At 60.2% G+C, this 21,506-nt stretch carries 27 protein-coding genes; 12 read left to right on the top strand and 15 right to left on the bottom strand.

The annotated features are described in order from the left end of the window. Positions 1 to 17: 17 nt before the first annotated feature. The 15 genes from K0F85_RS16220 to K0F85_RS16150 all read right to left on the bottom strand — a co-directional run bounded on the left by K0F85_RS16220 (position 18) and on the right by K0F85_RS16150 (position 13,575). Positions 18 to 1,082, bottom strand: coding sequence for a major capsid protein (locus tag K0F85_RS16220; protein ID WP_219117004.1), 1,065 nt, complete (start codon positions 1,080 to 1,082; stop codon positions 18 to 20). 65 nt (positions 1,083 to 1,147) lie between these two features. Then, positions 1,148 to 1,564: a head decoration protein gene (locus K0F85_RS16215; RefSeq protein WP_219117003.1), complete on the bottom strand. Its 417-nt coding sequence runs from the start codon at positions 1,562 to 1,564 to the stop codon at positions 1,148 to 1,150. Between the two features lie 31 nt (positions 1,565 to 1,595). Further along, positions 1,596 to 2,186, bottom strand: coding sequence for a hypothetical protein (locus tag K0F85_RS16210; RefSeq protein WP_219117002.1), 591 nt, complete (start codon positions 2,184 to 2,186; stop codon positions 1,596 to 1,598). Between the two features lie 17 nt (positions 2,187 to 2,203). Next, a complete protein-coding gene (locus K0F85_RS16205) occupies positions 2,204 to 3,073 on the bottom strand; it encodes a S49 family peptidase (protein ID WP_219117001.1) in 870 nt (289 codons plus the stop codon). Then, on the bottom strand, positions 3,070 to 4,698 hold the full coding sequence (locus K0F85_RS16200) for a phage portal protein (RefSeq protein ID WP_219117000.1): 1,629 nt from the start codon (positions 4,696 to 4,698) through the stop codon (positions 3,070 to 3,072). The genes K0F85_RS16205 and K0F85_RS16200 overlap by 4 nt, the downstream gene beginning before the upstream one ends. Further along, a complete protein-coding gene (locus K0F85_RS16195) occupies positions 4,698 to 4,964 on the bottom strand; it encodes a gpW family protein (RefSeq protein ID WP_257572825.1) in 267 nt (88 codons plus the stop codon). Before K0F85_RS16195 ends, K0F85_RS16200 begins: the two co-directional genes overlap by 1 nt. 7 nt (positions 4,965 to 4,971) lie before the next feature. Then, positions 4,972 to 7,116 (bottom strand): phage terminase large subunit family protein, encoded by a 2,145-nt coding sequence (locus tag K0F85_RS16190; protein WP_257572824.1) that lies wholly within the window; start codon positions 7,114 to 7,116, stop codon positions 4,972 to 4,974. After that, a complete protein-coding gene (locus tag K0F85_RS16185; protein WP_219116999.1) occupies positions 7,043 to 7,561 on the bottom strand; it encodes a terminase small subunit in 519 nt (172 codons plus the stop codon). The genes K0F85_RS16190 and K0F85_RS16185 overlap by 74 nt, the downstream gene beginning before the upstream one ends. 145 nt (positions 7,562 to 7,706) lie before the next feature. Then, on the bottom strand, positions 7,707 to 8,384 hold the full coding sequence (locus K0F85_RS16180; protein ID WP_219116998.1) for a hypothetical protein: 678 nt from the start codon (positions 8,382 to 8,384) through the stop codon (positions 7,707 to 7,709). Positions 8,385 to 8,668: 284 nt separating this feature from the next. Further along, entirely contained in the window at positions 8,669 to 8,995 is a 327-nt protein-coding gene (locus tag K0F85_RS16175; RefSeq protein WP_219116997.1) for a hypothetical protein, read from the bottom strand. A 58-nt stretch (positions 8,996 to 9,053) separates the two neighbouring features. After that, on the bottom strand, positions 9,054 to 9,332 hold the full coding sequence (locus tag K0F85_RS16170) for a hypothetical protein (protein WP_219116996.1): 279 nt from the start codon (positions 9,330 to 9,332) through the stop codon (positions 9,054 to 9,056). Between the two features lie 396 nt (positions 9,333 to 9,728). Next, entirely contained in the window at positions 9,729 to 12,263 is a 2,535-nt protein-coding gene (locus K0F85_RS16165; protein WP_219116995.1) for a VapE domain-containing protein, read from the bottom strand. Further along, entirely contained in the window at positions 12,260 to 12,685 is a 426-nt protein-coding gene (locus tag K0F85_RS16160) for a hypothetical protein (protein WP_219116994.1), read from the bottom strand. The genes K0F85_RS16165 and K0F85_RS16160 overlap by 4 nt, the downstream gene beginning before the upstream one ends. Further along, the gene (locus tag K0F85_RS16155; RefSeq protein WP_219116993.1) at positions 12,682 to 13,149 is read right to left on the bottom strand and encodes a YmfL family putative regulatory protein; all 468 of its coding nucleotides are present in this window, start codon (positions 13,147 to 13,149) and stop codon (positions 12,682 to 12,684) included. Before K0F85_RS16155 ends, K0F85_RS16160 begins: the two co-directional genes overlap by 4 nt. A gap of 72 nt (positions 13,150 to 13,221) precedes the next feature. Beyond that, positions 13,222 to 13,575, bottom strand: a complete 354-nt coding sequence (locus K0F85_RS16150) for a Cro/CI family transcriptional regulator (protein ID WP_219116992.1) — start codon at positions 13,573 to 13,575, stop codon at positions 13,222 to 13,224. Between the two features lie 103 nt (positions 13,576 to 13,678). On the opposite strand from K0F85_RS16150, the gene K0F85_RS16145 reads away from it, so the two are divergent. The 12 genes from K0F85_RS16145 (at position 13,679) to K0F85_RS16090 (ending at position 21,418) form a co-directional block, all read left to right on the top strand. Further along, positions 13,679 to 14,401, top strand: a complete 723-nt coding sequence (locus tag K0F85_RS16145) for a LexA family transcriptional regulator (protein ID WP_257572823.1) — start codon at positions 13,679 to 13,681, stop codon at positions 14,399 to 14,401. 183 nt (positions 14,402 to 14,584) lie between these two features. Continuing rightward, a complete protein-coding gene (locus tag K0F85_RS16140; protein WP_219116991.1) occupies positions 14,585 to 14,833 on the top strand; it encodes a hypothetical protein in 249 nt (82 codons plus the stop codon). Then, positions 14,830 to 14,991: a hypothetical protein gene (locus tag K0F85_RS16135; protein ID WP_219116990.1), complete on the top strand. Its 162-nt coding sequence runs from the start codon at positions 14,830 to 14,832 to the stop codon at positions 14,989 to 14,991. Before K0F85_RS16140 ends, K0F85_RS16135 begins: the two co-directional genes overlap by 4 nt. Next, entirely contained in the window at positions 14,988 to 15,305 is a 318-nt protein-coding gene (locus K0F85_RS16130; protein WP_219116989.1) for a hypothetical protein, read from the top strand. The genes K0F85_RS16135 and K0F85_RS16130 overlap by 4 nt, the downstream gene beginning before the upstream one ends. Then, positions 15,302 to 15,505: a hypothetical protein gene (locus K0F85_RS16125; protein ID WP_219116988.1), complete on the top strand. Its 204-nt coding sequence runs from the start codon at positions 15,302 to 15,304 to the stop codon at positions 15,503 to 15,505. The genes K0F85_RS16130 and K0F85_RS16125 overlap by 4 nt, the downstream gene beginning before the upstream one ends. Before the next feature lie 32 nt (positions 15,506 to 15,537). After that, on the top strand, positions 15,538 to 15,792 hold the full coding sequence (locus K0F85_RS16120; protein ID WP_219116987.1) for a hypothetical protein: 255 nt from the start codon (positions 15,538 to 15,540) through the stop codon (positions 15,790 to 15,792). After that, a complete protein-coding gene (locus tag K0F85_RS16115) occupies positions 15,789 to 17,963 on the top strand; it encodes a ParB/RepB/Spo0J family partition protein (RefSeq protein WP_219116986.1) in 2,175 nt (724 codons plus the stop codon). The genes K0F85_RS16120 and K0F85_RS16115 overlap by 4 nt, the downstream gene beginning before the upstream one ends. A gap of 22 nt (positions 17,964 to 17,985) precedes the next feature. Further along, the gene (locus K0F85_RS16110; protein ID WP_219116985.1) at positions 17,986 to 18,735 is read left to right on the top strand and encodes a hypothetical protein; all 750 of its coding nucleotides are present in this window, start codon (positions 17,986 to 17,988) and stop codon (positions 18,733 to 18,735) included. After that, positions 18,732 to 19,787, top strand: coding sequence for a hypothetical protein (locus K0F85_RS16105; protein WP_219116984.1), 1,056 nt, complete (start codon positions 18,732 to 18,734; stop codon positions 19,785 to 19,787). The genes K0F85_RS16110 and K0F85_RS16105 overlap by 4 nt, the downstream gene beginning before the upstream one ends. Then, positions 19,784 to 20,023: a hypothetical protein gene (locus K0F85_RS16100; RefSeq protein WP_219116983.1), complete on the top strand. Its 240-nt coding sequence runs from the start codon at positions 19,784 to 19,786 to the stop codon at positions 20,021 to 20,023. The genes K0F85_RS16105 and K0F85_RS16100 overlap by 4 nt, the downstream gene beginning before the upstream one ends. Then, positions 20,020 to 20,247: a DUF4224 domain-containing protein gene (locus K0F85_RS16095; RefSeq protein WP_219116982.1), complete on the top strand. Its 228-nt coding sequence runs from the start codon at positions 20,020 to 20,022 to the stop codon at positions 20,245 to 20,247. The genes K0F85_RS16100 and K0F85_RS16095 overlap by 4 nt, the downstream gene beginning before the upstream one ends. Continuing rightward, a complete protein-coding gene (locus K0F85_RS16090) occupies positions 20,213 to 21,418 on the top strand; it encodes a hypothetical protein (RefSeq protein ID WP_219116981.1) in 1,206 nt (401 codons plus the stop codon). Before K0F85_RS16095 ends, K0F85_RS16090 begins: the two co-directional genes overlap by 35 nt. Positions 21,419 to 21,506: the final 88 nt, after the last annotated feature.

Raw genomic sequence — 21,506 nt, 5'->3', positions numbered from 1 at the left:
AATTTTGGCGGCCATGATCAGAATACTTTCGGAGTTGCTACGGTTGCGCAGAGCGAGGCGTTGACACGGGACGGGATAACAATCGGCGAGGACTGCATCATGATCAGGCGCTGGGCCGGGTCCTTTTCGACCCAGGTCTTCGGCGCATAGGGCAACGCCGCGTAGTTAACTTCCGGGTCCAGGATCTGGCCGAAGGCACGCGTGCCCATCAGGTCGGGGCCGCTCATGATGACCTTGCCGTCATCCACCATGGCACGCTCGACGCCGTTCTCATCGATGTACCAGTCGTTGTAGACCCACAGATCGTACTGGCCCCATTTGCCCTTGTACTGGGCGCCCCGTTGGACCTGCGCGCCGATATTCACGTTGTTGCCTTCGCCGGAACGCGGGTAATGCAGCGACGTTTTGACATTGCTGTCCAGCTTGAAGTACTTCCACGACGTGGTCGTGAAAATCAGGTCGGTAGCAGTGCCGCCAGACTTCTTCAAGATGTTGTGGCCACTTTCTTCGATGAAATCCGACGGCGCGGTGTAGATGCCATTCGCGCCGACCGCCTGGAAGGCCGTATCCCATTTATCGGCGCCGGTCAGCGCGATCGACAAGCTCGGGTCGCGGCCGAAGTCGACCAGTACAGCAGGGAAGCCGTCGCCCACGATCAGCACCGTGCCGTTCATCAGCGCCGAGGCTGCCATCCATTCCAGGCGGCGATCGATCATGTCGACCTGGTCGGACATTTCCGCTTCGAGGTTGGCTGCTTCACGCGCGGCACCGGTCAATTCGCCGCCGATACGTTCGCCGATCATGCGCTTCACAGGCTTGCGCAGGTCAGGGGCGCGCTTGTCCTTGATATAGGCTGGCTTGAACTGGTTGGTCTGCAGGCGGCGCTGTTCGACCAGCTTGCCCTGCACCAGTGGCGATACAAACGGCGACATGCGGCGCAGGCCGACATCGACGTCGATCGAGACATACTCGGAATCGGCCATCACGATGTTCGGGAAAAAGCGATCCAGCAGAAATTTCTGCGGGCGCTTCAGGTTGGGCACCACGCCGATCAGGACGTTGGTGTTGAACAAAAAGGACATAATTTACTCCAGAAATTTGGACGAAAAAAAAGCCCTCGTCAGAGGGCTTCATTGGACATTGCCGATCAGGTCGGGTCGGCAGCGGACACCGAACCCTTGACATAGATCGACAAGGGCCGCAGCGCAGCCGCCGCTGCAGCAATCGTGATGCCGGTACCCAGGGTCATGGCGGCACCGTTGAATTCGCCGGCGAGATACACACCAGCATTCACGTCGCCGGCGGTCGCGTCGACGTTGTCGACAGCAACGACTGCCGGATTCTGGGAACCATCGGCAGCGGCAGCGAGCGCCACGACGTATTTGCCCGACGCGGTAATACGGCCCAGCACGGTGCCACGCGGGAACACCTGGCCCGCCAGCACGGTCACGGTGTCCGTAACAAGCGGATGGCGACCCGCGATCAGCTGATCCGGGATAAAGGTTTCGGCATAAATGCCAGGGATCTGCGGACTACCACCCACCTGGTTGACGGGGAGACTCATGTTGAACTTCCTTTAAGTGACGGGTTGAAAACTATTTTTCGCCGCGACGAGCCTTGCCGGCTGCGATGATCTGCGCCGTAACAGCGGCATCACTGCCAGCTGCAGGAGCAGCTGCGGCACCGGCGCCGACGTTTGGCGTTTTGACGCTCGCCATGCGGCTGGCCAGGCTGGACGGCTGCGGCGCGCCACCCATCGCGAAGGTCTCCAGCATGCCGATCGCTTCAGCGCTGGGCATGCTGGTATTGAAGGCCAGGTGCGCGGCGACATCGGGCCGCGTGGCAGCTGCTGCGCATTTGAAGATCGAGGCACAGCGGGCACGCTCGTTCACGCGCGCCGCCTTTTCCTTGTCGTCTTCGTCTTCTTCGGCTTTCTTGGCCTTTTTGGCTTCTTCTTCCTTTTTCTTTTCTTCTTTTTCTTCTTCTTCGGCTTTCCGGGCATCTTCCTTCTTCTTCTCTTCCTCCTCCTCTTCTTCCATGCGCCGGGCATAGTCTTCGTCGGATTCGTCGGTGCGCTGCTTCTTGTCGTCGTCTTCCTCGCCGCCGTCGGCTTTGGCGCCGGCCGGCTGGCCCAACAGGTGGGCGAACGACAGGGATGCCACCATTTTTGCGATTTTGCTGCTCATGTATTCTCCAGAAAAAGTTAGGTAATTTCGGCCAGCAATGCCCGAAATGCTGCATCAGGGGCCAGTACATCATCTGCAAGCGACTGGCTGACGCCGGCCGCCCCCAAGTAGGTTGCGGCCCGGGTATCGCGGACCACCTTGGCCGAGATATTCCTGTTGCGGGCGACGGTCGTGACAAACAATTCGCCCATCAAATCGATATCGCCCTGGAAGCGCGCCAGCGCCTCCGGAGACAGCGGGATTTCAGGATGCCCATCCGCCTTCGACTCGCCGTAGGTAATGAACGTCACCTTGAAGCCGGCACCCGTCAGGGCCTTCGACCAGTCCATGTGCATCCAGATAACGCCGATCGAGCCGACGCCGCCAGTACGCGGCACAGTAATGCGGTCGGCCGCGCTGGCGATCGCATACGCTGCCGAGTAGGCGCACTCGTTCAGGATCGACCAGATCGGCTTCTTGCCACGCGCACGGTAGATTGCGTCCACCAGGTCGAAACAGCCTGCCACTTCACCGCCTGGGCTGTCGATGTCGAGCATGATGGCTTTCACGTCCGGATCACTCAGCGCCATTAGGAAATTCTGCCGGATGCCGTCGTAACCGGTCATGCCGGAAAAAGGACGCAACGAGCCGAGTTTCTGCACCAGCGTGCCGTAGACCTGGATGATGGCCACGCCGGCAACCACCTCATAGCCGGCGCGGCCATTGCGGCCAGGCGACGAATAAACCACGTCATCGTCTTCCATCAACAGCGGCGCCGGGTTCAGCCGCGCGATCTGGCTGATGCCCAGCCGGTCGGCCAGCGCCGCCATGATCACCTCGGCCTTGCCGGGCGCGATCGCCAGCGGCGTGTTGAACAAGCGCTGTGCCAAGAATTCAAATTTCATCATTTAGCCTTCGGTTCATCAATCATTTCGGATGCGTCGTAGCCACCACCCCATTCCGGCAACGGCAGCCCCAGCTCGGCAAACCGTTTGACTTCTATCGCGCGCTGCTCCAGCGTTTCGCGCCAATCCACACCACTAAGTTCGGCGGCTTCATCTTCGAGCGTGGATAGGCCGGCATCCATGCCCAGGATGGCGCCTTGGCGCTCTTTCACAGGATCGATGATGCCGCGACCTGGTCCCATCCATTTGGCCCGAGAGTAAGCCGTGCGGTGTTCGTGGAAAGGCGGCGCGCGCCGTGGCAAGGGTAAGTTGTCGACTTCCATCGCTTCTTCGGCGAATACACTGACAACCGACTGACCCATACCCACCCCATAGTCATTGCGACGCCGCGACAATGTTTTCCAGGCTTCCAGCATGGCGCCACGCGCCGAGCTGTAGTTCACGTCGGACCAGTCGTTGTTGACCTGCTGCGCCGACAGCCCAGTCCCGGCCGCGAAGTTCCGCAACACAGCAGACTCAAAGGCCTGAAAATTGGCGTTTGGCCGCGTCGCGGATACTGCATTGATTTTCTCGCCCGGGAAAAGAATTGGCATGCGGGCGCCGCCAAGCTTGATCCGGCGATCATCGTGAAACTCACTGCGCTGAGTCTGATAGTCCTTCAGGTCGTCACCACCCATCGCTTCTTCGACAACAGCGGGGTCATACGGCGATTCGATGTAAGCGGCAAAGATCGCATTGATGATCGAGGCATCGAGCTCGGCGTTGTCATACTTGACCAGCATTTTCAGCCGCTGCAGCACCGGCGCAAAGATGCCTACGCCTCGATGCTGGCCAGCGCGCTCATGGTCAAAATCATGGATGATGATCGGCCGGCCCCAGCTGGTTTCCCGCTCGATGCGCTCCCACGTTACCGACTTGGCGCCGGCGAAGAAGTCGCCCTGGTGGGCACGGCGGATGTGATAAGCAACCGCAGCGCCGTAAGCGTCAATTTCCACCCCACCCCGGATGTCGTTGCTATCAAATACCAACTGAGGATTCGACAAACGATCCGGGTCCAGAATCTGGATGGCAGTCGCATACCGCGCACGCCCTGGCCCCTGCCTGTCTGGCAACCAGTGCACCATGGCCAATGCATCGCCATCGACAATTTTGTGCCGAAAACCCAGGCGCATTTGCTGGCCTACCGTCATTTCACGCTGGGTGTCGCTGTAGCGGCCGATATCGTTCGACCAGGTTCGGTAACTGGCACCCAGGCACTGGCTGAACTCATCGGCCCACACGTGGTCGAATTCCTTGATGCCCGTGTGGGCGCGCAAGGCGGCGTAATCCGGCTTGAAGATCGGCCGGAAAGAAGCGCCGATCGCGTTGTCCAGGATGCGCGTGACGGCACCGGATGCCCAGCCATCGTTGCGCACCATGTCACGCACGCGCGAGACGATCCGGTCGCGGTGCATATTGAGGTCGCCATCGGGCGAACCCAGGAACGGCGTCCAGTCAGCCATGTGGTCGCCGTACATATCGGCGGCGTCGTATGGGGAACCACCGGCACCGGACAGCATCGATGCTCGGTCACGATGCGGCGGCAGCGGCTGGCCGTTCGGCCCGAGGATTCTAACGGGGCTGGCCATCAGAATCGGAACCGCATTGGTCGACGCGATCGGCTGATAATACCCAGCTGCTGCTGCAGCGTCCGGATGAGCACGATCAGCTGCGAGATATTCGTCTGGGTGTATGTCACGGCGCGCGCGCCGTCGCCCTGGGTGTACGAGTAGGACGTTCCCTTGGCGCCAGTCGACAGGTCGATATATGCCTGCTGCGCGTCGGCCAGCGTCTTTTGCAACGCGGCCGTGGGCATGCCGGCCAGCAAGCTGGTGGATGGATCAAATGGTTTCATGAAGTTCCTACGCGAAGCGTTTACGTTTTTTCAATGCCGGTACTGCGGCGACGGATATAACTCGCACTGCAGCAGGTTCAGAAGCAGCAACGGCTTCCACGAGATGCGACGACTCCGTGGGCAAGACCTCCTCTACCGCAGCGCCAGGAGCGCTGTTGACCGGCGCCGCGCCTTCGCTCGGCAATACCGGCACATCCGGCAGGTCATCGTCATCGAACAATGGCGCCTGGCTCAATTGCGCCTCCAGGGAGCTCCATTGTGCCGGCATGCGCAAATGCACTTTCGCGGCGCGGCTGGCATGCAGCGCGTAGACCTCGCAATCGAGCACCTCATTGCGGCGGCCGACTTTCTTTTGCCAGGCCTTGACGATATGGCCGTTGCTGGTCCGGATCGGCGCCTTGACCTCAGACTCCAGCAGCTGACTGTAATACTCCGGGCTGGTGTTTCTGTAGGTATGGAACCGGCCAGGCCCGCTACCGTCCAGCGAGACGCGCCCGCTTTCGCCGATCAGCAAGTCCTTGGCACGCGACGTGCCGACGATGAACACTTGCAAGCCATATTTCGCCGCCTTGGTGTTGCGCTTGTTCGTTTCCTTGGTCGGTACCGGCCGCGCGAAAATCTCGGAATCCTTCAAACTGGATCCCTTGATCGCCATGACGAACGGAATGCCCTTACGCTGGTTGTTCCGCACCCACTTGTACGTCGCGTCGGACGTGGTGCCGTCCGACGTATCCAGGCTGACAGCGGACAGGCCAATTTTGTAGCCGCGCACCGACCGGTACTTGTGATACAGGATCGTATTCAAGTCGGCCCACACAGGATCTTCATAGACAGCAGGATTGCCGAATATGCGGATGTACTGCACCAGCCAGCTTTCTTCGCCACGCCCGAATGCCCGCAACACCACTTCAATCCGGTCGTGCTGGATATCGACGCCAGCGACCAGGATCAAGCCGCCGATCGGCACGGTGTTGCCCTCGTAATCCAGCTCGCGTTCCTGCAGTGCCCCGATCGTCGGCATGTCACCCTTGTAGGTGTATGGCAGGCCTTTGCTGCTATTGACAAAGGCAATCAGCGGGCCGGCATCGCCAAGGCTGAACGCATGCAGCGCGGTCAGCCATTTTTCCATCAACAACGCCATGCGCGAGCCTGGGAACGGGCTCATCAACTCATTGAAGTAGAAGCCGGCTACGCCACGAAACGGTGCGGTAGCAACCCAGCGGCCCTTGCGTACATACCGATTTTTCTGTGCATCGGTCCAGGCGCAGCCACAAGCCGGGCATGCGTAATACGCCGTCTCCGGCAGCTTGATGCCGAAGACAGGGTGGCTCTGCAGCGGGTCGTCCAGACAGCGCAAATTATCGAAGTCGAGCGGGTGCTCCTCGCCGCAATCGCCGCAAGGGATCATCGCCCGGCGCTTGTCCGAATTCTCCATTTCAGCGACGACAGCCGAAACGCCTTCAATCGTCGGCGTGCCGCCAATGATCAGCTTCGGCCGCGCATAGGTCTTGACCCGCTCCTCGGCCAGCTTGATCGAGTCCCCCTGCCCTCTCAGGTTCAGGTTGCAATCGTCCGGCTCTTCCACGAACACGCGCGGCGTCGGCGTCGACTTCACCGAAGAAGGCGAATTCGAGCCGACCAGTTTCAGGAACCCGCCAGGGAACCGCTTGAACAACTGGCGCTGCTGCGCCTTCCTGCTGCGCAGGTCTATCTTGCCGCGCAAGCGGGGCGTCGCGTCGACCATCGGCTCGAACTTCTCGGCCATATATTCTTTAGCCGCCATCTCCTTCGGGAACAGTCCCAGGATCGGCGACGGGTCGCTGTCGACCCACTTAGCCAGGGCGTTACCGATGACTCCCGACGTCCATGCGATCTGCGCCGATTTTTGCCCGACCACTTTGCGCACGGTAGGATCGTCGATCGCATCGAGCGGCCCGTTCTCCCACGCCAGATAGGGCGTCACGTCCAGGTTGTACTTGCCCGGCAGCTGCGACTCCAGCTCGGACAGGTAGCGGTATTTCCGCGCCCAGGCGCGGGTACTGATTTTCGGGGCGGGCGCCCAGCGCTTCTGGACTTCCTTAATCGTCGTAGCCACCGTCTGGCGCATCATCGCCTTCAGGGTCGGGTTCATCAGAATCGAATGCGTCGACATCAAAACTCTCCAGCTTGGCCAGCGAGGCCTCGATCTGCACCAGGATCAGATCGGTATCGACCGTGATGCCATGCAATGCGTGAATCTCGCCGACCAGGCGCAGCGGCAGCGAGAGCAATTCTGTTTTTGTCGCGACGATATGATCCGACCAAGCGCGCTCGAACAGCGCGGCCGGCGCCAGCTGGCCCAGCCGCTCGGCCAGGTCGACCTCCAACAAGTCAGCCTTCAACCGGTCGACCCGGTCACGCGGTTTCTCACCGACGCGGCGCGCGATGTCGCGGGCGACCATCCACTGGATGACTTTCGCCGTGTCGTAACTGTTGACCGAGCCGCGCCCGCCGTTGATCTCAAAAGGGAAGCCGGGCTCTTTTTGCCACTCGCTGAATGTGCGCTCCGATACGCCGATGATTTCCGACAGCTCGCGCTTGGCGACCAGTTTTCCCATGGCGGTATCCGATAATCAAAAAGGAAGGAAGGCTATAAAATTCCTCAGCTAGAAACAAACCGGGGCGCGCAATGCCCTCGGGAGCAAACCCCCCAGGGAGGACCCGCTCATTTCGGCAGGGCCTGCGCCCTGGTCGACCGATGGGTCACGGCCGGGCCGACCCCATCGCTTTGACCATGCCTTTGTCCATCTCGGCATTGAAGTTGGCATTGACCAGCGCCGTTGCTCGCGCCTGGTACCCCAGCCGCGTCCTGACTGCCAGCGCATCACCGAAGCGTATCAACAGCTTCAACGCACCGGACGTGTTGACGCCGCGCGAACTGATGCGCGTCTTGCCCGTCTTCTTGTTCGTGATCGATGCCGTTGCCGCCGTGCGTTGCCACACACCGTTGACGATCCCCTTCTTCGTCTTGACCGGCCCGATGAAGATATCGCTGCGCCCCTTCAGTGCGGCCAGCGCGCCCTTGCGCAACTGCCCGTACTGGTTGAGCGTGATGTCCTTGGGATTGAGCAGCGCCTTGCCAGCCAGCTTATGCACACCGCCGCGCTCGTACGGCTCAAGATAGGCGGCCGTCTTGTCCATCACGTACACCCTGGCCGTCAGGTTGTCTTTGCGCGCCGCCACGGATTTGACCGAGCGCAGCGTGAAGGGCGACGGGTTCTTCAGTTTGGCCGACAGGTTCTTGACCTCATCCACCGTCACCATCTTGGCCAGCGACGTCAATGCCAGTGCAGTCGCATACGGCAGCTGACGCCGGGCGAGATCATTCAGGCCCCGCTCGAAGTCCGCCAAGTTGGTGCGCACCGAGATATCAAACGCCATCGCCGCTCCATTCAGATCTGTGCAGACGTCTGCACAAACGACCCACAAGAAACATCGTGGGCCGGTGGTTGATACGCACACTGCGGCGCACTATCATCAACACAAATAAAAAAGCCCACCGAAGTGGGCAAGCACAAGGAACGTATGTATCCCCCGCTATGCAGCGGATCGAGACAGATCACCTCTTTCGCTGTTGAGAAATCTTTACGCAAAAACGCAAAAAGCCCGCTTTTAAAGGCGGGCTATCTGCTCAAGACGCACTAAGTACATCTAACAGACGCATCCTAATCGAAATGTCGCCTAGTGGCAACATGTTTGCGCAATTTAGGCTCCAAGATTGCCTCAGCCTCCGCCAAGGCATCAGCAAAATGCACATCCTTGAATATCCAAGCGGTGCAAATCCCCTTGGATTTGCGGACCGCCCACCATTGCATCCGGCTCAGCGAGTTGATCATGACCTCGATGGCCTCGCCCGCCTGCATGAACTCCTTGGTATCCTGCTGATTGCCCTCCCCGCTGGTGATCTGATAATCACCTAGGGCGTTCCAACGTGCCCAAATATTCAGGCAAACGTCCAGTGGCGCTACCTGGTGCACTGCTTCCACTTCCATCGTCCCCATTGTCCTACCCCTTTTCGTTGTCCACTGTTTGTTCATCCCATGCTTGCTGCTATCCCATCTCGCCCATCCGCCTCACATACGGCTCAGGAATATTTGCCTGCGGGTCGTCCAGGTTGATCCTGTTGCCCCGCTCATCCGTTCCTATCCGCACGCCCCGGGCGATCGGCGTGCCCACCTCATGCCCACCTTCCGTAGCGTGGAATCCTTGCCCGCCACGCATGCCGCGCCGTATCGCCGCGTCTACCTCCTTCGCTCCGAATGCCTCGCGGAACGCATCGATGATTGCCGCGACCTGGGGCATCTGTTCCCTCATGTTGCCGTTGCTCATGCCACTCTCCTGCTGTTTCGTCCGACCTCAAAAAGGTTGGGCAAAAGGTTGGACGGCTGAAACCCGCATGGTTGCTTGCTTTGCCAACCTCCCAACCTACCCAACCTATTTCTAGGTTTTACTGGAAGGGGAAAAGTTGGAAACGGCCCCGCACACGCACGTATACGTGCGCACGTGTGCGTGCGTGTGGGCGCGGTTCGGTTGGCGAGGTTGGGAGGTTGGCGGGGCCGCTGCTCATGCGGGTTCCAGCCGTCCAACCTCAAATTGGCGAGGTTGGACGGATGGTCCAGCCTGGCCGGAATGGGCATGTCAGCCGTATGCAATTCCGCCTTTTCCGCCTGCGCACATGGCGCCCACGATCCCTGGCAGACGATTGCTGCAGCAACGCCCGTTACGTTAGAAGGGAAGCGGCGCATCGTCGTCCTCCCGTGTTGGTTCAGCGCCAGGCTGTGGCGCCGGCGCTGGCCGCGCGTAGAACCGCTCGCGCGCGCCCGATGTTTCTCGATCTTTGATCCAGCCCAGCTTGCGCATGATCGCGCCGATGCGCATCGTTTCGAGCTTGGCCGGGCCAAGCTTCGATATCTCGAAGTGTAGGCCGCGCGTCAACAGGTCCAGCACCGTGACGCGGTTGATCTTGCCATTGACCTTCTCATTACCATCGGCGTCCAGCCCCTCCAGGTAGCGGTAGATATGGCCATGCCATGGGTCGGGGATCTCGCGGTTTTCCTGTTCAGGCGATACCAGGCGCGTCTGCTGTTCGCGTGTTGGATACGTCAGCACGCCGGCATTCATCATCGCCACGGCCTCGCCAAATAACTGGTCACGGTCCTCAATCAACGCGTCCAGATCGATAGTCCCTGTGGCCACCGGCCAAAAACGTCGGTTGCCCGTCGAGTCCTTGAAATACTCGCCTTCGTTGGTCGTCGCTGCAAATGCGCAGCGGCGCGGCATGTTCTTCATGCGGCGGCCGTACGGCTCGCGGAACCTGTCCACCGTCGACGACATGAACGCCTTGATGGCCGTCACCTCTGACCTGTTGAACTGCTCCAGCTCGGCCACCTCGTACAGCAGCACGCCCTGGATCGACAGGTACCCGTCTTTCTCGCCCATACGGAAAGGCGTGTCGGCAAACCAGTCGCCGCCCAGCACCTTCAGCGCGGTCGACTTACCCTCGCCCTGGCCGCCCTCGAATACGGGCGCGTAGTCGTGCTTGGCGCCTGGGCGATAGGCCCGCACCACAACACCAACAAAAAACATGGTCGACACCAGCTCAAGGTATTCGGCTTTATCTGCACAGCCCCAGTACCGGCCGAACGCACCGGCTACGCGCTGTTTGCCGTCCCACATGGCGCGGCAGCGATCCATGTAGTCCGTCACCGGGTTGAACGCATGCTCGCGCGCCGCCTGTGCCACACCGCGCTCGATGTCGCCTATGCTGGCCAGCAGCAGGCTATGGTGGCGCGACAGGTACACGCCCAGGTGGAAATCGTCGCCCTCCGTCCATTCGCCTGGTTCACTGCGCCAGGGTGTGGCGCGCCGTTTCACCTGCAGGCCGGAAAACAGATCCAGGCCCACCAAGCCAATCAAGCGCGGATCGCCCTGCATCACGGTGTAGACGTTCTCGCGGCAGCCTTTTACGCCGCCATTAGCAGTCTGGATCAATTCCGCCCGCAGCTGCTTTGGCGACATGCCCGCGCCAGCTGGCAAAGGGGTAGATCCGTCTGCCGGCAGTGAATCCATCTGCTCGTCAACCCAGCCAGGCACGTCATCTGCAGGCGCCGCCGGCGCCGCGACGATCCCGGCCTGGTCAACTGAATCGATCTCGTCCACGCGCAGCCTCGTCACCCAGGACATCACCTCGTCAACGCCGGCGCCGCCATCGATCAGGTCGGCCACGTCCCAGCCATCGGCCACCTCACCTGGTGCGGGAATGTCGACAAAAAACACCGAGCAGCCCAGGCCGCGCAGAATGGCGCCGATCTTGATCATCGCCGCCATGCCGGGCTGGTCCGCTTCCGGCATCAGCTCGCCGGCCCGCTTGTGCTTTTCCTTGTAGCGCTTGGCGTCGGCATCGGCCCACAGAATCACCGTGCGGCCTGCCAGCGGCGTCCAGTCGGCCTTGTCGACCGCCTTGCTGCCGCCGACCCAGGACACGGCATCCAGCTCATCTGCCAACATGTCGTGGGCGCGGTCTGTACACTTCTCGCCCTCCAGCACCAATACCGGCAATTCGGGCCGCAGCGCACCGCGCAGGTACAGCGGGCGAGGAACAGGAAACGACATCCACCGCCATTCGCGGTGGTTCGAGACCGGGTGCTGCGCGAACACGCACGGCAGCACTTCCTTGCCACCGTCCGAGGTGGTGAAACGATAGATCACACCCAGCAGCTGGCCACCCTGGTCGCGGTACTCCCACGATATATCAGGCTTGCCGCGCACCACGTGGGCCTTCGGATAAGGCCCTGCATCGGCCGGGACGGGCAAAATTGGCGCCCAGGGCGTCTTTATTTTTGCCTCGGAAACTGCCTGTACCCCTTTGTCCGCTTGCGCGGGCGCGCGACTGGGGGTGTTTTTCGGCTTGGCCGAAACGATAGGGCGCGTTGCGCCAGGAGGGGAAAAATCGGATGGCGTCAGCGTGATACCCAGCTGCGCGGCCAGGTCGGCGCACGCCCGGCCCTGCTTCACACTGTGGATATGCGCATAGAGGGAAATGAGATCAGCGCCGGCTACGCCGTCGTCGGAAAAATCAGCCCATACGCCGGCTTTATCGCCTTCGAGACGGATACGCATTGATTTGCCGGCTTCGCCGGAGGCAGAACCAATACAGAACTCGATACCTTCACGCACGCCGTTCGGGAACCAGGAATTCAGCAGCGATTCAATGGAAAGGATGGCCGCGCTGTTGACTGCGGCAAAATCGTCGAGAGTCACGCGGTACGCACCTTCGCCTTGTGCGCAACGCGCTGACTACCGTAGCGGGACGGGATCTGTGCGTAATCGAGCGCGCCCTCGCGCACCAGGCCTGCACGCGCACTGTGGCGATCCGACAATAACGCCTTAGATGGCGCGTGGCGCGGCCCCGCAACCTGCCCTGCCGTCGACGTCGCGGCGCCAACGACCGGGCCGGCATAGTCCCGGCCGCGCTGCGTGACGGTGTACTGGCCGGCCTCCATGCGCACCACGTGGCAGCGAGTCAACGAATTGACGATATCGCGCTCGAACGAGGTGATGGTGCCGCTCCAGCCGATGGCACGCATCCAGTCGTTTAGATCAGCACGGCCTCCCAGCTGCAGGAGTTTGCGCACGGCGATGTCGGGGCGCGTGCCGGCGCGTGGTACACGGTATACGCTCATGCCGCACCATCCTGACCACCGTCAGGCAAGCAATACACGCGAATGGTCAACGCCATCAGCTCGGACAGACCCCGCTGCAAGCCATCCATATCGGCATCGAGGCAGGCGCGCTCACGCGCATCAATCACCTCGTCTGCAGTCGCCTCTTCGAAGTGGGCGGCGAAGATCCCCAAGCGGACGTATATGTCGCGAAACTTCTTGGCCAGCACTTCATTGCCGTCCGATAGGTCTGCCGGCAATTTGACGAATGCCCCACCGCTCGATGCGGCCACCGCCTCGGCAAATAACGTAGTGCCAGAGAACGCCTGCAGCTGCAGGGCCGTGTCGACCGTCACCCCCTGGCCCTTGCGTTCGTAGACGCGGTTTTCCAGGCCATTGCGGCTCATGCCCAACGCAGCTGAAATTGCATCCCATCCGCCAGGGAAAGCCTTGATCATGCCAAGGTACGCTTTTTTGATTTTCACAACATTTCCTTCTACATGGTGGTTGTTGTTCGCAAGCAATCTAGCTACGCTTGCGGCATGAAACAAAAGTGCCTACGAACCGTTTGGACCATCAATTCCGACGACCGCACGCTCTGGCACCGTATCGAGAATGTTTGATGGAGAAGGCAATTGGCGCCCCGCGTGGCCCGGTATGGGAATCAAATCAGTAGCGCGATGAGTGGGGGCAGCCGGCAGGCTCAAAGCGAACAAGTCTGGACGCAGATCCACACAACGCGATGTACCTCCAGTCATGCTTTCAATTGACCGGCAGTGCTTTGCCGGGATCTGCCGACCAGGAAGCTTCCACTGGCTCACAGCGCCTTTAGTCACCCCGAGGTGATCAGCCAGCGCTTGCATAGAGCCGGCTAACGCTATCGCGTTTTCAAGTGCTTTTTCTGGTGTCATTTTTTGCATCCGGTAGATGAATTCGCTTGAGTATAGGTATTCTATACATTTGCGTCAAGCGCTTCTATACCTTATTGGTAAAGAGAACCTATACGATGGCGGAATGGAAATTAAAGACGTAATAGCTAAATGGGTGCGGACAGCAAGAGCCACGGCAGGCATGTCGGGAGCTGATCTAGGCGCAAAAATGGCGCTGCTGCTCGGGTCCGAGCGTGGGCACAGTAAGGCAAATATTTCTCACTGGGAGACAGGTAAACACAGCCCCAACTTGCGCCAACTGCTAGCGATCGCCAAGATCACCGCGCAGTCGCTACCTGATGAAATTCGCCAGGGCATGTCGACGGAGCCATCCCATCTATCGCTAGTAAGCACCGCCCCATTTGACCAGAACGCTAAGGCAGCAAAGCTTGGGTCTCGGGCAATACCAGTCATATCATCCATTCAGGCTGGAGCGTTAAAAGAAATTGTTGCGCCATACGCACCAGGCGACGGGTCAGCCACGATTTACGTTGATGAGGGCTACTCTCGGTGGGTATTTGCTCTAGAAATTGAAGGTGATTCGATGTCTCCCGATTACTTACCAGGGGACATCGTTATCATCGAGCCAGAATGGGAACCGCGCCCTGGAGATTGCGTTGCCGCCAAAAATGGTAAGCAGGAAGCGACCTTCAAAAAGTACCGACTGCGTGGCACAAACGCTCAAGGTAACGACATATTTGAATTGGTTCCAATTAACGAAAACTACCCTACAGTGAGAAGCGACGAAGTGCCACTCACAATAATTGGCGTTCTGGCGGAACTACGAAGGAAAACCCGCAGACGCTAAACATCCACTCCTTTTGCCCGATACAGGCTCGCCCAGCGCGAGCCTTTTTTACGTCCATCAAGCAGCCAATCACGTCGTCCAAAACATAAAAACCATAATGTATAGTTTTTCTTTACATTAAAAGTATAGTTGACCTATACTTGCCACCATCGAAGTAGCAACCACAACGATGGAGCAAAGACGATGGAAAACCTCGAACCAGCAGCAACCACGGTCGACAGCCTCATGGCAGCCGCATTTGACCGCCCACGCGATCCGCGCAGCGCCGCATACAAAGCTGGCGCCCGGGCCCACCTTGCTCGTGTAATCGAGAACAAAACAATCGCGGTACCGTACCCGTCCGGAACGGCTGAACGCGATGCGTTTTATGCCGGCGAGAACGAGGGCAAGGCAATTTACAGGCAAGCATGGGAAAAGGCGCAATTGGCATGAGCGCCTTCAACGTCATCATCCGCCTGCCCGGCCAGCTGCCCGGCGAAGGCCGGCCACTGTCCGCCATTGGCGCCGATGCTGCCCCTGTGGCCATGTCGATGATCGACCGCTTCGGCATCTGCCTGGTTTCCGTCCAGCCGTTCAAGGCCCCGCGATGAAAACCGCCACCAAGTCGCTGGCACACGATCAGCACCTCAGCCAGGCACTCGCCGCGGCCACCGCATTGGCGCGCCTGCAGCACCTGGCCACCTCGATCCGCTGCGCGCCGGCCGACCTGTCATCCGACGGCGGCCGCAGCATCGACATCCTGCGCGTGCTCGATGTCATGCGCGCACGCGGATACCGCATCGAGCCCCCTGTCATCGCCAAAGCGCAGCCACAGCCGCAGCACACCGTCTGGCTGCTCGACGTCGTCGTGCCATCCGGCGCCGGCGTGCGCCTGGCCGTGCCACTGCCCCGGGTGCCGGCATGACCGCCCCGCTCGTCCACCTGGCGATCGACGTCCGCAGCGTGCTGGCCAGGCCACTGCACGAACTGCGCGGATTCGCGCACCCGGACGGAAAACCCATGTCACCACGCCAGGCGAAAAACGCCCTGGCCGCGCAGCTGGCCGAGGGAAACGAACTGCTCCCGATCGGCAACAGCGCCCCATTCGATTTCATCAAGAAGTAACAAAGGGCGAATGCCCATCACTGGAGATTTATATGGAACTCAAAGCCGATATGCCACTGGCACGGCCACCGATGCCACCAGCAGCAGAGCCGGTGTTTTGCAAGGATTGCTTGCACTTCGCCACCTCCCCAGCACGACGCTTTCCGCAGTGTACGTCGCCAGATGTCCGGCTTATCGATCTTGTTTACGGCTACCAGCCAATAGTCTGCGTTAAAGCCCGCAGCAACAACGACTTTGCCGGCCTTTGCGGACCATCAGGGAAATTATTCGTCAAGGCCCACCCATGAGTAGCGACCTCGTAATCCCCACCATCGGGGGCCTGAAAACCGCGCCGGCACGCAAAGCGAAAACCATCGTCGTCGACGAGCTGGTCGACGGCCCTGTGTACGGCAGCACCCGCCGCGCAGATATCCGCCCCAGCTACACGAATCGCAAACGCTTCGACGAAGTCAAACTGCAGAAGCTGGCCGCGAACATCAAAGAGGTTGGCATCATCCAGCCGATCCTGATCCGACCAGTCACGCCGACCGCCGAAGCGCCCGAGCCGTTCGAGATCGTCGCTGGCGAACGCCGCTGGCGCGCTGCCGGCATCGCCGCGCTGGACGTCGTGTCGACCATTACCCGCAACCTGACCGATAGCCAGGCGCGCGAAATACAGATCCTGGAGAACCTGCAGCGAGAAGACCCGCACCCGATGGAAGAGGCGGAAGGGTTCCAGGAACTCATGCTGCAGGCCGGATACACGGCCGACCAGCTGGTCGTAAAACTGGAAGTATCACGCTCCTATATTTATGCCCGCCTGAAGTTGTGCGCACTGACGACCGAGGTGCGCGAGAAGTTCCTCGATGACGCGATTTCCGCCTCGACAGCGCTGCTGATCGCACGCGTACCTGTCCCTGCCCTGCAGATCAAGGCGCTGTCCGAGATCAGCGCGCCAGATCAGCGCACTGGCGAGCCGATGTCGTACCGCGCGGCGTTACAGCATATCCAGACCCGCTATATGGTCGACCTGACCCGCGCGCTGTTTAAGCTCAGCGATGCCGCCTTACTGCCTCTTGCCGGCGCCTGTACCAAGTGCCCCAAGAAAACAGGTAACCAGCCGGACGTATTCACTGACATCAAAAGTGCAGACGTCTGCACAGATCCGGCGTGCTACGCCGAAAAGCGCCAGGCGCACGATGCATTAGCCATTGCAGCAGCATCCCAAGGCGGCGTGCCTGTCTACGAAGGCGAGGATGGGGCGACAAAAAGACGCCAGAATGAATATAGAACCAGCAGCCAGTTTGTAGCGCTGGCGTCGCCGTTGTGGGTCTTCGAACGCAACGCGCCCAGCACAAAAAATGAAGGCAATACAGAGAAATTCCTTGAGAGCGGTCTGCTGCCCGAGCCAGCGTGGTACGTGAAGGACGAGAAGGGCCTGTTGACCCCCTTTTACGATAAGGCGACCATCCAGAAACTCTTGGAAGATGCCGGCGCGTGCGAAACAAAAGAAGTCTATGACGCGCGCATGTCGGCACTCCGCGCCGCAGAAGCAAAAAAGGAGGCCGCTGCACATACACCGGAAAAGCAAGCGGCCGCCGAAAAGCAACGGGAAATCGCACGCGCGGAAGAGAAAAAAGCCGAACAGGAAGAGGCGTACCGCATCGAGCTTTACAAGCGCCTGCGCGCACGCGGCGCCAACGGTTTCTCACTGGCCTCGCTGCGCGAATTTACCAAACTGGTGCTGATTGACCGCGATCTGCCAGACGAGGCTCTCGCCGGCGTATACACGTTTGACACCTCCAGCACCGAGAGCATTCACGCCTATATCGATCAGGCTGGCCTGTCCGATTTGCAGTTGCTACTGGTCGACCTGCTGCTAGGCGACAGCCTGATTACCAATGGCTGGGATAACGAAGACCTCGAAAACCAGCAGGCCGCAATACATGCCATGGCCAGGCATGAAGGCATAGACCCTGATGCCGTACGCCTGCAGCTGGAAATGGCGTCGATCGCGTTTGAGGATCTGCAGGAGCACCAGTTGAGTGACCTCATCGCCAACGCACCAGACCGCCTAAATGACCTCAGTAAATTTATTCTCGCCGAGCGGCCGCTCTTGGTCTATTCCCTCGATCGGGCCGCGAAAGCCCTTGGCTGGAATTACGCACCAGGTCAAGTCTGGCTGCGCGCCGGAGAAGCAAGCACACCAGGCGCGGCCCACGTGGCGCAGGAAGAGTCCGACGACGAGGACGCTGCCAACCTGGCAGACCAAATCGGCCTGTCCTCAAGCGTAGAAGTAGCCGAGATCGAGGCGCCTGCAGTAGCTGCGGTCGACCAGCCGGAACCAGAAATCAAGACGCCAGCACCGCGCGTACGCAAGCCAAAAACCACCGCCAAACCAGATCCATGGCCATGGCCCAAATCCCCGGCCGCCGGCACCACAACGCCCACGCCTGATACCGAAGCAGCCCCTCAATAACCACCACTAAAACGGAGCAATCATGAAATTCATTACAGCCATCATCGCCAACATCCGCACCCTCCTCGGCTCGCTCGTCCAGCCTGCAGCGCCGGTGGCCACCGTCACCGCGCCGCATATCCGCATGCTGTTGCTGCACCTGTGCGATCAGGACGAAGCAAAGGCCCTTTGGCTGGCACGCTGGCTGGCCTACCCGCTGCGCAACCGTGGCGCAAAGATGCGCACGGCAATCCTCACGACTAACAAAGACGGCGCTGGCCACCTGCTCTTCGAGCAAGTCATCGGTCCGATGTATGGCAACCAGGCGCAGCTTGGGGGCGTCTTGCCACGCCGAACATTTAACGCATGGGCCATCGGCAAGCGCTATGCCGGGCTGTCAGACCTCAAGAATTCGGACCTAGACACCGCCTGCGTGAAAAACCTGATCACCTCATCGAACATTGTGGTCCATCGCCACGGCCTGCCCGATATCGCCATTTCGAACAGCCTCAACGTGGTTTTCATGACCGGCGCGCGCGAGGCACTCAGCCCGGATAACTGCGATCGCCGCTTCTTCGTGCTCAACCCCAAACAGGCGCTGCCCGTGGCACTTGCTGCCGCCGTCGTCCATGAGATCGAGAATGGCGGCCTGATCGAGTTCAACCACTTTCTGATGCATGAACTGGACATGAGCAGTTTTGACGCCTGCTCGTCGACGAGCTACGCGCCAGCGCCAGGCCGGCCAGCAACTGCCCTGCAGATCCTGCCATCGACGCAAGGAGCTGCAGCATGAATACGCCCCAAACAGCCGCCGGCGCTGAGCGCATCGATGCCGTAGAAGTGCAGGAACGCCTGGACTGGCAAGCAATGCGCGCCGGCCAAACTGCATCGATCACCATCGACACCGCCACCCTGGACTTCCTGCCCAACGGCCCGCACCAGGTGGCCGCCATGGCCAACCTCGGCGCCGAGCTGCTGCAGGAGATCCAGGCATACCGCCCACAGTTCCAGTTCAAGCGCAGCCCGGCCGAGATCGTCGGCGCGCTGATCGAAGAGGCCCACTCCTCGAACGGCGTATCACCAACGCGCATCCAACAAGACGATGCCATAGGGTTTGCTGTGTTCGCCACGGACAATCGAATCGTCCGCGTATGGTTTTCTAGTTATGACAGTGCCAGCAAATGGGCCACGCGAGCCGGCATCAACACTGCTGACCTCGTCCCACTCTTCACCCACCCAGCGCCCCCTAAAGTGAGCGTGGGGCACAGTGTTTTATTGGACGCAATACGCGACGGCGCGCCGCTAGAGGAGCCAGTAAGCGTATGCAAGGCCATGATGGCCCGCATGCCTGCTCGCCTGGTGCTGGACAAGGGCGTTGGGCCGCTGGCTGCAGTGCATCTGGTAAATATTGGCGTCACCGGCTGGGTCTACACGGAAACGACAGCTACGGCCTATGCTGACGGCTTCAATCGCGGCGCAGAATGGCTGCGCTCATCGATCATCGAGTATGCCGACAAGCTGCCGCCAACCAGTGCCGCCACGCGCGATGTGATTGCTGAGCGCGATCGGCAGATCAAGTCGGAAGGCTACGACCTGGAACACGATGATGTGCATCAAAACGACGAGATCGCTGCTTACGCCACGTTCTACGCTATGCCGCCAGCCGCCCGCGATTGGCCGGCAGAGGAAACCGGCTACGGCATGACCTGGGGCCAAGCGATCATCCCTGCCGACTGGGGACCACCAAAGCCCTGCGATCGACGGCAGGAACTCGTTAAAGCCGCAGCGCTCTTGGTCGCCGAGATCGAACGCCTGGACCGGGCTAAGAAAACGGAGGGCGAATGATCAGCCTCCAATTCCGGCGCCTGCTGCGCAGCTTGGAAAGGCGCTTGGCGGACCGGGTCGAGCAGCGTGAAGACAAAGCCATCGCCGCGTACATGGCGGCCGTCAGCGCCTCACTCGGTAAGCCACCAAAACGGCGCCAGGGCCGCGCCGAGCCTATGCCCTACCGTCTGCGTATCGCCGTCGCGTTCGCATCGCTGGCCAGCGCCCTGTTCAGTCTGTACTGGTGGTATCCATGACGAACTACTTAAGCGCATCCGAACTGGCCGAGCTGGTCGGATGCAAGCCTGGCCAGCGCTGCCGCATGCAGGCCTGGCTCACGAAAAACCGCTGGAAGTTTGAAGTCGACGCGCGCGGTCTACCGAAAGTGGCACGGGCCTATCATGATCGCAAGATGGGCATCACAGAAGAAGCAACCTCAATCAAATATGATCAAGCACCAAACCTCCAAGCGTTCTGCTAAAGAACGCACCGGCATCGACCGTCTTTACAAGCGCGTCGGCGTCCGGAAAATATCCTTCTATTACCAGCACCCGGACGGCAGCAGCGAGACGCTGGCCACGGCCATGGTTGGCGATCGAAAAGGCATCGCTGACGCTGATCGCGCGGCCAAGCGCAAGGCGCTCGACATCATCGAGGGCAAGATCATCGCCGGCTCAGTGGCGCAGCTGATCGAGCGGTTCCGCGACGAGATCGCGCCCACCCATTACCTCGACCAGTCCAAGGATGGCCTGGCCGTCCGGGAATCCGGCTACAAGAACCTGACCAAGTTCTTCGGCAAAATGGATCCAAAATCGCTGCGCATGCTGCACGGCTATCAGTACTTGGACGCGCGCGCCAAAGCCGGCGCGCCGGCGAAGGCGAACAAGGAACTGTCGCTGATGTCGACCATCTGCAAATACGCCGTGCGCTGGGGCGTGATCGAGGCGATGCCGTTCACCGATATCATGCAGAACGACATCGAGAAGGACGTGCGGACAATCACCCGCAGCCAGGTTGTGCGTTTTTACCTTTGGTCGCTGCGCCAGACCGCCACCTTCCGCAACCTGGGCTGCGCCGCCATGTTCACCTACTTGACCGGCTTTCGCGCGGCCGAGGTGCGGCCGTTCCATATCTCAGGCAAGATAAAGGAAGGCGTTATCGTCACCAGCGCCAAGCGCAAGAAGGGCCAGGCCGAGGTGATGAAGCTGCGGGAGTGGTCGACCAGGTTGCGCGTGGTCGTCGCGCGCGCTGAGCAAACGCACTCGGTCCCGCGCCAATACCTGTTCGCCAATTCAAAAGGCCAGGCGTACACACGGTCAGGGATGGGGTCGGTATGGCAAGACGCCATGTTCGAGTGGATCGCCACGTTTGATACCGAGGCGGCCGCCGCGCTTGCCCGCAAACGCGCCGCAGAGCTGGAATATATCCTGGCGTACAAGAAGGGGCTGAAAGTGGCGAAGTATGAGGCCGGCTACCGCCTTGCAGACCACGCACAGTATTTTTCACTGCAGGACATTCGGCCGGCGGCCATCACGGCCAAGTTCGACCAGCGCAACGTCGACGCGTATGATTTTGCCGCTCACGCGAACCCCAGCACCACGCACAAGCACTACGATCGCAGGAAAATCAAGAAGGCTGGTGCCACCGAGTAAGTATTTTCCTTAGCAAGTCACTTGTTCCGAGCGTCAACCAAATTGATATTTTCTTTCTATCCTGAACAGTGACTTTCTTTCCCGGAAA

It is taken from the genome of Janthinobacterium sp. UMAB-56, assembly GCF_900095265.1.
Lineage (GTDB): Bacteria > Pseudomonadota > Gammaproteobacteria > Burkholderiales > Burkholderiaceae_D > Janthinobacterium.
Note: the sequence above shows the minus strand (reverse complement) of the source record. Positions and strands in the feature narration are given on the sequence as shown.

What these genes read in the sequence shown, in the direction of transcription:
- K0F85_RS16220 (WP_219117004.1), bottom strand. Translation starts at nt 1,082, where the DNA reads ATGTCCTTTTTGTTCAACACCAACGTCCTGATCGGCGTGGTGCCCAAC.
- K0F85_RS16215 (WP_219117003.1), bottom strand. Translation starts at nt 1,564, where the DNA reads ATGAGTCTCCCCGTCAACCAGGTGGGTGGTAGTCCGCAGATCCCTGGC.
- K0F85_RS16210 (WP_219117002.1), bottom strand. Translation starts at nt 2,186, where the DNA reads ATGAGCAGCAAAATCGCAAAAATGGTGGCATCCCTGTCGTTCGCCCAC.
- K0F85_RS16205 (WP_219117001.1), bottom strand. Translation starts at nt 3,073, where the DNA reads ATGATGAAATTTGAATTCTTGGCACAGCGCTTGTTCAACACGCCGCTG.
- K0F85_RS16200 (WP_219117000.1), bottom strand. Translation starts at nt 4,698, where the DNA reads ATGGCCAGCCCCGTTAGAATCCTCGGGCCGAACGGCCAGCCGCTGCCG.
- K0F85_RS16195 (WP_257572825.1), bottom strand. Translation starts at nt 4,964, where the DNA reads ATGAAACCATTTGATCCATCCACCAGCTTGCTGGCCGGCATGCCCACG.
- K0F85_RS16190 (WP_257572824.1), bottom strand. Translation starts at nt 7,116, where the DNA reads ATGTCGACGCATTCGATTCTGATGAACCCGACCCTGAAGGCGATGATG.
- K0F85_RS16185 (WP_219116999.1), bottom strand. Translation starts at nt 7,561, where the DNA reads ATGGGAAAACTGGTCGCCAAGCGCGAGCTGTCGGAAATCATCGGCGTA.
- K0F85_RS16180 (WP_219116998.1), bottom strand. Translation starts at nt 8,384, where the DNA reads ATGGCGTTTGATATCTCGGTGCGCACCAACTTGGCGGACTTCGAGCGG.
- K0F85_RS16175 (WP_219116997.1), bottom strand. Translation starts at nt 8,995, where the DNA reads ATGGAAGTGGAAGCAGTGCACCAGGTAGCGCCACTGGACGTTTGCCTG.
- K0F85_RS16170 (WP_219116996.1), bottom strand. Translation starts at nt 9,332, where the DNA reads ATGAGCAACGGCAACATGAGGGAACAGATGCCCCAGGTCGCGGCAATC.
- K0F85_RS16160 (WP_219116994.1), bottom strand. Translation starts at nt 12,685, where the DNA reads ATGAGCGTATACCGTGTACCACGCGCCGGCACGCGCCCCGACATCGCC.
- K0F85_RS16150 (WP_219116992.1), bottom strand. Translation starts at nt 13,575, where the DNA reads ATGACACCAGAAAAAGCACTTGAAAACGCGATAGCGTTAGCCGGCTCT.
- K0F85_RS16145 (WP_257572823.1), top strand. Translation starts at nt 13,679, where the DNA reads ATGGAAATTAAAGACGTAATAGCTAAATGGGTGCGGACAGCAAGAGCC.
- K0F85_RS16140 (WP_219116991.1), top strand. Translation starts at nt 14,585, where the DNA reads ATGGAAAACCTCGAACCAGCAGCAACCACGGTCGACAGCCTCATGGCA.
- K0F85_RS16135 (WP_219116990.1), top strand. Translation starts at nt 14,830, where the DNA reads ATGAGCGCCTTCAACGTCATCATCCGCCTGCCCGGCCAGCTGCCCGGC.
- K0F85_RS16130 (WP_219116989.1), top strand. Translation starts at nt 14,988, where the DNA reads ATGAAAACCGCCACCAAGTCGCTGGCACACGATCAGCACCTCAGCCAG.
- K0F85_RS16125 (WP_219116988.1), top strand. Translation starts at nt 15,302, where the DNA reads ATGACCGCCCCGCTCGTCCACCTGGCGATCGACGTCCGCAGCGTGCTG.
- K0F85_RS16120 (WP_219116987.1), top strand. Translation starts at nt 15,538, where the DNA reads ATGGAACTCAAAGCCGATATGCCACTGGCACGGCCACCGATGCCACCA.
- K0F85_RS16115 (WP_219116986.1), top strand. Translation starts at nt 15,789, where the DNA reads ATGAGTAGCGACCTCGTAATCCCCACCATCGGGGGCCTGAAAACCGCG.
- K0F85_RS16110 (WP_219116985.1), top strand. Translation starts at nt 17,986, where the DNA reads ATGAAATTCATTACAGCCATCATCGCCAACATCCGCACCCTCCTCGGC.
- K0F85_RS16105 (WP_219116984.1), top strand. Translation starts at nt 18,732, where the DNA reads ATGAATACGCCCCAAACAGCCGCCGGCGCTGAGCGCATCGATGCCGTA.
- K0F85_RS16100 (WP_219116983.1), top strand. Translation starts at nt 19,784, where the DNA reads ATGATCAGCCTCCAATTCCGGCGCCTGCTGCGCAGCTTGGAAAGGCGC.
- K0F85_RS16095 (WP_219116982.1), top strand. Translation starts at nt 20,020, where the DNA reads ATGACGAACTACTTAAGCGCATCCGAACTGGCCGAGCTGGTCGGATGC.
- K0F85_RS16090 (WP_219116981.1), top strand. Translation starts at nt 20,213, where the DNA reads ATGATCAAGCACCAAACCTCCAAGCGTTCTGCTAAAGAACGCACCGGC.